Origin of the sequence: Winogradskyella sp. (genome assembly GCF_013042245.1) — a bacterium.
Classification (GTDB): Bacteria; Bacteroidota; Bacteroidia; order Flavobacteriales; family Flavobacteriaceae; genus Winogradskyella.
Genome location: NZ_JABDQL010000092.1, coordinates 1 through 10107, shown reverse-complemented (window position 1 = coordinate 10107; position 10107 = coordinate 1). Strand labels below are relative to the sequence as shown.

Sequence of the window (10107 nt, the reverse complement as noted above, 5' to 3'; positions counted from 1 at the left end):
AAGTTCTTGTATCAACTCAACATCAAAATTATCTAATAGTGCTTCTGGTAAAAATAAGGATAGAAATTCTTTCAACTTTTTTTAATCAAAAATAATACTAATCCCCAAATTTTACGTGTGACCCGTTTAAAGATGGTTTGATCATTAAACATACTGATAAATTTAGTTACAAAAATGGGCGACACAGGCTTTAGGGTTTAAAGGTCGAATAATGGGTAGAACTCGCTATTTTAAAAATAAGCTTCAAGTACAAACAAATGCTTTGTTGAGTGATTTTGAGCAACTTTAATAAAAAGGCAACCAATAAATTAACACTTAGTGGGTCGCCTTTTTCATTTGCAATGTTTCTTTCTAGTGACGCTAGGGTTTATTTTATGTTTCATTGCTTTAACTATTACTCAGCAAAACCTATGCCATAAAATTATATTTTTTAGGAATATTCTGGAACTTTTCCTTCTACGCCTTCAAAAAAGGCTTCCATAAATTTAAAATCTGCTTCTTTGTCTTCTGTAGGATAAAACGGCTCTGAAATTTTATTCTGTTTATTCTTAAAATCTAGTGTAAACATTATTATAGGTACGTTTGCGGCTTTAGCGATGTAATAAAAACCTGTCTTCCATTCAGTGACTTTCTTTCTAGTACCTTCAGGAGCTAATGTCAAACGGAACTCTTGTTCACCTTTAAATAATTGGGCTATGGCTTCCACTTTATTCTGCCCAGAAGTTCTATCAACTGGACGACCACCGATAGCTTTAAAATAATAATTAAATGGCCATGTGAATAACTCTTTTTTTCCTATGAAATTAGTTTTTACACCTGTAATTTTTCGCAAATAGAGACCTATAAAGAAGTCGTGCCAACTTGTATGTGGTGCTGCGATGATTACAGCTTTTTTTATAATATCCTTTGAAAAATTCTTGTTACCGACTATTTTCCATCCTAAAATATTAAAATAAATGAGTTTAGCAAAAGCTTTCATATTACATTTTTAAATACAGCTCTTTTAATGTGTCAGGAGTAATGGTTTCTTTCCATTTTTTACCTATTGCATTCTCCCAAAGAGGTTCAAGACTTAAGGCTACATTAATCATGATATCCAACTCCTCTTCACCTAAGTCTGCGCAAATATCCTTAGGTAATTTAATACTGTGCTTTTCTTTCATTTCTTTGAAAAGCTTTACACCTTCGGGATAATAATCTTCTAAGTGGTCAAATACGATACAATTTCCGATACCATGCTTAACTCCTAAAAGATATCCTAACCCATAGCTCATAGCATGTGCTACTCCTACTTGAGAGTAAGCAATACTCATACCACCGTGCCATGATGCCATCATTAGCTTATCCTGAGATACTTCTGTAGATAAAATATCTCCAAGAAATACTTCTTTACAAATATCAAAGGCTTTCTCACCATAACTTTGACTAAAAGCGTTAAGATAAGTGCCATTAAGTGACTCTACACAGTGAATAAAACAATCCATACCCGTGTAAAACCATTGGTCTTTTGGAACATCTTTTGTTAATTCTGGGTCTAAAATGACTTGGTCAAAAGGTGTGAAATCACTATTGATTCCTAATTTGCGTTCGGGACCAGTAAGTATTGTGGTTCTAGAGACTTCTGCACCAGTACCAGATATTGTAGGAATACCTAGATGATATATTGCCGGATTCTTAACCAAATCCCAGCCTTGATAATCTTTAGATTCGCCTTCATTAGTAAGCATTATAGACACTGCTTTTGCTATATCTAATACAATACCACCACCAATGCCTATAATACCCGAAGGACGTATGCTAAATTCTAAAATAATATCCTGAACCAATTGGTCTATCTGAGACGTTTTTGGCTCCTCCTTTGTCGGAACGTATATAATTTTGTCTTTGTAGGATAAAGAAATTCTAGATGTTAGCCAATGGTTGCCTTTAAATACATCATCTACGAAATAAATAAAAGGAGCTTCTCTTCCATTGCGCTTAGGGGAAATAATTTCATCTAACTGATTGAAACTACCTCTGCCATATACGACATGAGAAACCATCGGAAAATTTTTATAACTCATCTAACTAATTTCTAGAACAAAAATATAAATACTATTGCTTTTTTTGGGGTAGCGTCTCAAATTATTTTGGCAAATAACTATACACGTCTTTCAAGGTCTTTAAAGTGATATATTTCTTACCATTTGTAACACTTTCTGATACTTTTTCATGTAACCAAGTCGTATGAAAAGGTATATGTGCAGCATGTGCTCCAATTTTTACTAGTGGCAATACATCTGATTTAAGAGAATTTCCAATCATTAAAAACTCTGAAGGTTTAATATCTAAGTGTTTTAATAATTTTGAATAATTAGTACTTTCTTTTTCACTTAAAACTTCTATATGATGAAAATAATCTATTAATCCAGACTTTTCTAACTTACGTTCTTGGTCTAACAAATCACCTTTTGTGGCTAATATCAGTTTATAATTTTTTGATAATTTTTTCAACACCTCTTCTACATTATCTAATAATTCGACAGGCTTATTTATCATGTTCTTACCTATATTGAGAATCGCTTCTATCTTTTTATTTGACACAGAATAATTTGAGAGTTCTAAAGCCATCTCTACCATAGATAGTATAAATCCCTTAACACCATAACCGTAAAGCGAAAGGTTTTTCATTTCCTTTTTAAAAAGCTCCTGGTCGATTTTATTTGGAGTTTCAAACTGTGATAGTAGCTTCGCAAATTCTTGTTCAGCATCTCTAAAATAAGTTTCGTTGACCCACAAGGTGTCATCTGCATCAAAACCAATGACTTTTATATTGTTTAACTGCTTACCCACTTATTTCCAAAGTTTTTTTGCACGTTCTAAATCTTCAGGTGTGTCAATTTCTACGCCTTGCACAGAGGTTTCTACCATTTTTATCTTCTTACCATATTCTAGATACCTGATACATTCAATCTTTTCACTGGCTTCAAGAAATTGCATTGGTAATGTTGTAAAATCTAATAAAGCTTGTTTTCTAAAAGCATAAATTCCTTTATGCTTAAAATAACGTGTCTCAACTCTTTTATCTCTCGGGTATGGAATTGGACTTCTAGAGAAATAAAGAGCAAAATCATTATGGTCTACAATAACTTTAACCGTGTTAGGGTTTTCAATTTCTTCCCAATCTGTAATTTCAACCATTAATGAGGCTAAATCGATTTCCTTTTTAGTGTCATCGTTAAAGACATTTAAAACTTTTTCTAAACTTTCACGTTCAGTAAATGGCTCATCTCCCTGCACATTTACTACTATATCACACTCAACCGTCTCTACTGCTTCAGCAATACGATCGCTCCCTGATTCGTGTTCTTTTTGGCTCATTATTGCCTTGCCACCGTTAGACGATATTTCATTAAAAATTATATCACTATCAGTTACTACATAAACTTCAGAAAATAAACCCGTTTCGACTGTCGCTTCGTAAGTTCTTAAAATAACTGTCTTTCCTGCTAAGTCTTGCATAAGCTTTGCTGGAAAACGAGAAGCCGCATAACGTGCGGGAATCATAGCTATAATCTTCATGTAAAGATTGGTTTTGTTGGTAAACTCATCAGGGCTAACCATGGAGAGTTCAAAAATTTATTATCTATTCAAAAATAAGGGTTTGAAATGATAAAAACTATTCTACAAAAGATTCGTCTCTAAAACCAATAAGGTAAAGTTTTTCTTTAGCTCTGGTTATAGCAGTGTACAACCATCTTATGTAATCGTGGTCTGGTCCTTCTGGAAGATAAGGTTGCTCTACAAAAATAGTATTCCACTGCCCGCCTTGTGATTTGTGGCAAGTTATTGCATAAGAAAACTTTACCTGAAGCGCATTAAAAAACTTATTGTTTTTTACACCCAAAAAACGTTTATAATTAGAGGCTTCATTTGCATAATCCTTAGAGACTTCTTGGTAGAGTCTATTTGATTCTTCGTAGGTTAAAGATGCACTTTCTGCTGAAATGGTATCGAGTAATAAAACAGTTTCAAAAGCTCGCATTTTTGGATAATCGACCATTTTTACTTTGACTTCAGCAAATTTAAAGCCATACAACTCTTTAATGCTAAAGATTTCAAGAACTTCAATAATATCGCCATTAGCTATAAAGCCAGCTTCTGTTGTTGGTTTTACCCAGAAATAATTATTCTTTACGACCATAAGGTAGTCACCAGCCGATAATTCAGACTCATTAAAAAGAATTCTATTTCGTATTTGCTGATTGTACATGTTAGCACGCTTATTGCTCCTTACAATAATAGCAGTTTCTTCATAACCGTCGTTACTATAAGCATCGTTTATAGCATCCATAATTTCATAGCCATCAACAAGACGAACAATATCCTTAAAAGGCTTTACATTAAATTTAAAACTATCGTAAAAAGACGTTTCTAAAACCGAACGCAGTTCTGTTGCATTCTCTAAAATACCTGAGTCTTGCTCTTGCCTAACCACTTCATCTAACTCCATTGTGGTGACCTTTTTATTATAGTTTAAATCTAGTTTTGTTGCATCTAAAGCAGGGCTTAAATCCGATTTAACAGGAGGTAGTTGCGCTTTATCTCCAATAAGTAGCAACTTACATTTATGTCCAGAATAGACATACTGCATCAAATCATCTAGAAGAGATCCATTTTCAAAAAACTTAGATTCGGATGGTGCATCGGGGATCATAGAGGCTTCATCTACTATAAAAATTGTATTACGATGCTTATTGGGTTGCATTACAAACTTTACACCACCACCTTTTTCTTTCTTAGGAAAATAAATTTTTTTGTGAATAGTAAAGGCTTCTTTTTTAGAATAATTAGAAATGACTTTTGCAGCACGACCTGTTGGTGCCAATAAGACGGCACTAATTTTGGCTTGCCATAAATCAGATACTATTGTTCCTATAATACTGGTTTTACCGGTACCGGCATAACCTTTTAATAAATACAGAGCATTAGGCTTATTATCAAAAATAAACTCTGAGAGCTGTAGCAATACAATGTCCTGCTTTTGTGTTGGGCTAAATGGGAATTTTGATTTTATAAGTTTATAAAAATCAGTTGCTTTTTGAATCATTTAACATTTTAATATTCATGAGCAATATAGCATTATATCTTTACATTTCAGAGTATTGTAAGTCATTGAAAATTCATTTTATTATATTTTTATTTATTATGTTTTTACGAACAAAAAAAAATTGTAGATTTGCGAAAGACCTAATAAAATAAACTAACTATGTTAAACGTCATTCTAGCAATTGTTGCTATCATTCTTCTAACTATACTTATTGTTTGGTTAATAGATAAGTTTGTTCCAAAAAAAATAAAGCCAATACTTAACCTTGTTCTCTGGGCTTTAATTATTTATCTAGGTTATATCACATATGATTCTGTTGCTGGAGAGTTAAGATTTGAAAAAATTAAAGACGGACGCTATCAGGTTGTTGTAGACCGCTTGATAGATATACAGAAAGCACAAGTAGCTTATAAAGACGTTAACGGAAAATATACTGATAAGTACGATAACCTTATAAAATTTATTGATACTGCTCAAGTGCCCATTACTGAGCGTCGTGATTCTACCGTATTAGATGTTGAAAAAACAAAAGCCTTTAACGGTATTGAGTATTTTAAAACACTAATCGTCGTAGACACTCTAGATTATTACTCAGTCAAAGATTCACTTTTCAAAAATATTGATTACAAAAACATCATGAATGTAGGTGTTGGTGAACCTAGTGCTAAATTTGAATTAAAAGCAGGTTCTCTTGATGATATTCCTGTTTTTGAAGCTAGCGTAGATAAGGCAGTGGTGCTCCACGATCAAGATAAAAACTTAGTTGCTAATGAGAAACAAACCGTTTCTGTAGATGGCGTTAATGGACCAAAGATTGCTGTTGGTTCTATGGATGAAGTTAAGACTACAGGTAACTGGCCAAAAAACTTCTCAAAAAAAGATAACGAATAGTTTGACTAATAAATTAAAGAAAGAGTTGTCCATTCAAGTAAATTTGAGTGGACTTTCTTTTTGTATACTTAACCGTTCTCAAAAAAATACAATTGAATATCTTAATTCTATTGTATTTGCAGAAAAGCTCACACCTTTTGATACGCTTAACAGACTGAAGGAAGAGTTAGCTTCAAACACCGTTTTTTCTGAAGAGTTTCAAAACATTAACGTTTTACATTACAATGAACTCGCTACATTGGTTCCAAAATCATTGTACAACGAAGCTAATAATGCAGAATACCTTAAGTTTAATTCAAAAATTTTAAAAACAGATTTTATAGCTTCTGATGAATTAAAATCACGAAAGATTTTTAGTATTTATGTTCCGTATGTAAACATTAATAATTACATATTCGATACGTTTGGTTCATTTACCTTCAAACACTCTTCTACTGTTTTTATTGATGCATTATCAATTGAAAACAACAATATTGGTGAGGGTCTTTTTATCAATATAGAGAATCAATCAATGCAGGTAATCACAATAAAAAATAATGAGTTATCATTATATAACTATTTTGAGTTTAGCACACCAGAGGACTTTATCTATTATATTCTTTTTACCTGTGAGCAAGAGCAATTAAATCCAGAAAAATTATATCTAAAACTATTTGGAACTATAACAAAAGAAGATGATTTGTATGCTATAGCTTATAAATACATACGACATGTAGAATTAGATGATAATTCAAACAACTTTTTAATTAAAAATAGTTTCTAATGCGAATTATTTCTGGAGAATATAAAGGAAGACGTATTACAGCTCCAAAAAAACTTCCTGTAAGACCTACAACAGATATGGCAAAGGAAGCATTGTTTAACATCCTGAATAACCAATATTTTTTTGATGACATTTCTGTACTAGATTTATTTTCTGGAACAGGTAACATAAGTTATGAATTTGCTTCGAGAGGAACCTTAGAAATTATAGCTGTTGATGCTAATTTCGGTTGTATTAAATTCATAAACCAAACCGCTAAAAGCTTTAAAATGCCTATTAAAACCATTAAAAGTGATGTGTTTAAATTTTTAGAAAACTCAAAACTAAAACACAGTATTATTTTTGCTGACCCACCATATAATTTTGAGCTAGAACAGTTTTCAAAAATCCCAGAATTAGTTTTTAAAAATCAACTCCTTAGCGATAGTGGCCTCTTAGTCATTGAGCATTCTAAACACACTAATTTAAGCGAATTTCCTAATTACAGTCATTCAAAAAGTTATGGTGGTAATATGTTTAGCTTTTTTGGAATGAATACTTAAAAAAACAAAACCTCTTGCAAAAGCAAAAGGCTTGTTTTGTGTGAGTAAATCTATAAGCCGAATTCTGTACTCAAATGAGCCCTTATCATTTATCTACGCTTATTGTTGCCAATAAACTTTAGCTGCCTACCCTCTAACAATCGCGCGTGTACGCTCAGGCGTTAGTTTACATGACATTGCACCACATAGAGTTTACCTGATTTCACTACAGCATGACCTGTACATTCTTTCTGTTGCACTTTTCCTAACCTCTCGATTGGTGGCTGTTAGCCACTATGCTACACTCTGGTGTTCGGACTTTCCTACCCTAAATAAATTTAGAATCGATAAGGCGATTTACTACAGGCAAAAGTAAACAAATTGTTAATAACTCCTATTAAATTAAGCCTAACGAAAACTACTATTTAATGGTTATTCTTACATTTGTAATTCAATAGTAGTTTATGGAACATTTTGTAGTATCGGCTCGCAAATATAGACCTCAAACATTCAAAGATGTTGTAGGGCAGCAAGCTATTACAAATACTTTATTAAATGCAATTGAAAACAATCATTTAGCACAAGCCTTATTGTTTACAGGTCCACGTGGTGTGGGTAAAACAACCTGTGCTCGCATTCTTGCCAAAATGATAAACAGTGATGGCAACACAAGTGAAGACGAGGATTTTGCATTCAATATTTTTGAACTAGATGCTGCTTCAAATAACTCGGTTGATGATATAAGAACTCTAACAGACCAAGTCCGTATTCCACCACAAGTCGGCAAATACAAAGTATACATCATTGATGAGGTACATATGTTATCACCAGCCGCATTTAATGCCTTTTTAAAGACACTTGAAGAACCGCCTAAACATTGTATATTCATTTTAGCTACAACGGAAAAACATAAAATTATTCCAACAATTTTATCACGTTGCCAAATATTCGATTTTAAGCGTATTACCGTAAAAGATGCTAAGGAATATCTAAAATATATAGCCAAAGAACAAGGCGTTACTGCTGAGGATGATGCACTTCATATTATAGCTCAAAAAGCAGATGGCGCTATGCGCGATGCCTTATCTATTTTTGACAGAGTTGTAAGTTTCTCAGGAAAAAATCTAACACGACAGGCTGTAACTGAGAATCTCAATGTATTAGACTACGAAACATATTTTACAAGTACAGATTTAATCCTTGAAAATAAAATTCCTGAGTTGCTTATTCAGTTTAATGGGGTCTTATCTAAAGGGTTTGATGGGCATCACTATATTGTTGGTTTAGCCTCACATTTTAGAGACTTGTTGGTTTGTAAAAATCCTTCAACTATAGAACTACTGGAAGTTGGTGATGATACTAAAGTCAAATATGTCGAACAGTCAAAAAAATCTTCTCAGGCCTTTCTAATAAAGGGTATAGACATAGCCAACGACTGCGACCTAAAATATAAAAGCAGCAAAAACCAAAGACTTCTTGTGGAGTTAGCCTTAATGCAATTAGCCTCTATCACTTTTGATGGAGAAAAAAAAAATAGCAGACATTACATAATTCCGCCTTCTTACTTTAAGTCAAAAGGCATCACACCTATTCCGGTTAAAAAGCCTTCCATAATTCAACCAAAGACAAAGGTAAGTCAAGAAGAAAATGAAAAAAAACCAATACAAATAGTAGCTAAAGACCCAGCTATTAGGTCTGTTGAAATTTCTAAAGCTCAAATACCAAAAATATCTATTAATAAACCAGCAAAAGTAACCTCTGGCTTATCTTTAAAAAGTATTCGCGAAAAGAAAGAGCATCTCATCAAACAAATGGATGTTGTTATCGACGAAGAAAACCTGCCCAAAGAGCCTGTCTCTTCAGAAGTTTTATTAGAAGCTTGGAATTCTTATGTGAAATCACTTCACTTAAAAGGTGAAAAAATAATGGCCTCTATTATGGAAATGGAACTCCCAAAACTAGAGGGAACAAAAATGACTATAACTTACTCTAACAATACTAATAAAATTGAGCTTGAACGAGCGCAATATCCACTATTAGCGCATTTGAGAAAAGCATGTAAAAATTACGACTTGCATTTTAAAATTATTGTTAATGAAGAGGTTGCAAAAAAATATGCATTTACTCCTCAAGAGAAATACGAAAAATTAAAAGAGAAGAACAAAAATATTGAACTCTTAAAACGTACTTTTGGATTAGACATCTAAGGCCATGAAATATTTTCTCTACATACTTTTAGCTTTAACCATAACTTTTACGAGCTGTGATGGTAGAAAGTCACAACATAAATTCTTAACTGAAAGCGTAGAAAATTATAACAAGAGGAATGAAATTATAATTACAAATTACATTCCCGAAGTTTATCTAGAACGCGAAGTAGACACTACTTTATCTAATGGATTTAAAGTTAAAATAATTACCAAAGCCAATATGAGTGATAGTGTTATTTTATTTGAAGAAAAAAATAACATAAAATATTCTACTAATTATAGACAATTCAAATTTAGTATAGACGTAGAAAATAATGAACAGCAAATTTATAGTAAAACCTTTGATAAAGAGAAAGTTATTGAGGCGATATCAAGATTAGATAATTTTGAAGCAAAAGCTTTACCTAAAGATTTTGATAAATTATCTGTATTAAAATCCATTCAGCTTAATGAAGAATTAAGTATAGAAAAGAATTCTGTATATATAGACATAGCTTATGCTATACCAAGTAAATAATCCTCGGGGCAAGCCCACGAGGCATTAAAATAATTTCAATTGATTATTCTTTTTCAAACTTTTATAATCCTTTTCAACACCTTGTTCCTTGACATAATTTGCTATCAATTTTTCAG

Annotated in this window: 10 protein-coding genes and 1 other RNA gene; 5 read left to right on the top strand and 6 right to left on the bottom strand. The window is 32.4% G+C overall.

All coding sequences use genetic code 11. From position 1 onward, the window contains the following. Positions 1-430: 430 nt before the first annotated feature. The 5 genes from HKP48_RS07680 to HKP48_RS07660 all read right to left on the bottom strand — a co-directional run bounded on the left by HKP48_RS07680 (position 431) and on the right by HKP48_RS07660 (position 5089). Complete coding sequence (locus tag HKP48_RS07680) at positions 431-979, bottom strand: 1-acyl-sn-glycerol-3-phosphate acyltransferase (RefSeq protein WP_296344508.1); 549 nt, start codon at positions 977-979, stop codon at positions 431-433. A gap of 1 nt (position 980) precedes the next feature. Continuing rightward, positions 981-2063: an iron-containing alcohol dehydrogenase family protein gene (locus HKP48_RS07675; RefSeq protein WP_296344506.1), complete on the bottom strand. Its 1083-nt coding sequence runs from the start codon at positions 2061-2063 to the stop codon at positions 981-983. 61 nt (positions 2064-2124) lie between these two features. Continuing rightward, positions 2125-2832 carry an HAD family hydrolase gene (locus HKP48_RS07670; protein ID WP_296344504.1) on the bottom strand — a complete coding sequence of 236 codons (708 nt, stop codon included), beginning with the start codon at positions 2830-2832 and terminating at the stop codon, positions 2125-2127. Further along, positions 2833-3561, bottom strand: a complete 729-nt coding sequence (gene kdsB / locus HKP48_RS07665) for a 3-deoxy-manno-octulosonate cytidylyltransferase (RefSeq protein ID WP_296344502.1) — start codon at positions 3559-3561, stop codon at positions 2833-2835. It abuts the gene before it with no gap. A 97-nt stretch (positions 3562-3658) separates the two neighbouring features. Beyond that, positions 3659-5089, bottom strand: coding sequence for an ATP-binding domain-containing protein (locus HKP48_RS07660; RefSeq protein ID WP_296344500.1), 1431 nt, complete (start codon positions 5087-5089; stop codon positions 3659-3661). Between the two features lie 159 nt (positions 5090-5248). On the opposite strand from HKP48_RS07660, the gene HKP48_RS07655 reads away from it, so the two are divergent. From HKP48_RS07655 to HKP48_RS07645, 3 genes are read left to right on the top strand one after another with little or no spacing between them, the layout of a single operon-like run. Continuing rightward, complete coding sequence (locus HKP48_RS07655) at positions 5249-5980, top strand: hypothetical protein (RefSeq protein WP_296344497.1); 732 nt, start codon at positions 5249-5251, stop codon at positions 5978-5980. Between the two features lie 43 nt (positions 5981-6023). Continuing rightward, on the top strand, positions 6024-6743 hold the full coding sequence (locus HKP48_RS07650) for a DUF3822 family protein (protein ID WP_296344495.1): 720 nt from the start codon (positions 6024-6026) through the stop codon (positions 6741-6743). Further along, the gene (locus tag HKP48_RS07645; protein WP_296344493.1) at positions 6743-7285 is read left to right on the top strand and encodes an RsmD family RNA methyltransferase; all 543 of its coding nucleotides are present in this window, start codon (positions 6743-6745) and stop codon (positions 7283-7285) included. The genes HKP48_RS07650 and HKP48_RS07645 overlap by 1 nt, the downstream gene beginning before the upstream one ends. 37 nt (positions 7286-7322) lie before the next feature. On the opposite strand, the gene rnpB is transcribed toward HKP48_RS07645, so the two are convergent. Further along, positions 7323-7628, bottom strand: an RNA gene (gene rnpB, locus HKP48_RS07640) — RNase P RNA component class A. Between the two features lie 100 nt (positions 7629-7728). Between rnpB and dnaX the strand changes: the two genes are divergently transcribed. Further along, positions 7729-9471: a DNA polymerase III subunit gamma/tau gene (gene dnaX, locus HKP48_RS07635; protein ID WP_296344491.1), complete on the top strand. Its 1743-nt coding sequence runs from the start codon at positions 7729-7731 to the stop codon at positions 9469-9471. A gap of 4 nt (positions 9472-9475) precedes the next feature. Continuing rightward, the gene (locus HKP48_RS07630) at positions 9476-9991 is read left to right on the top strand and encodes a hypothetical protein (RefSeq protein WP_296344488.1); all 516 of its coding nucleotides are present in this window, start codon (positions 9476-9478) and stop codon (positions 9989-9991) included. The last annotated feature ends 116 nt before the right edge of the window (positions 9992-10107 follow it).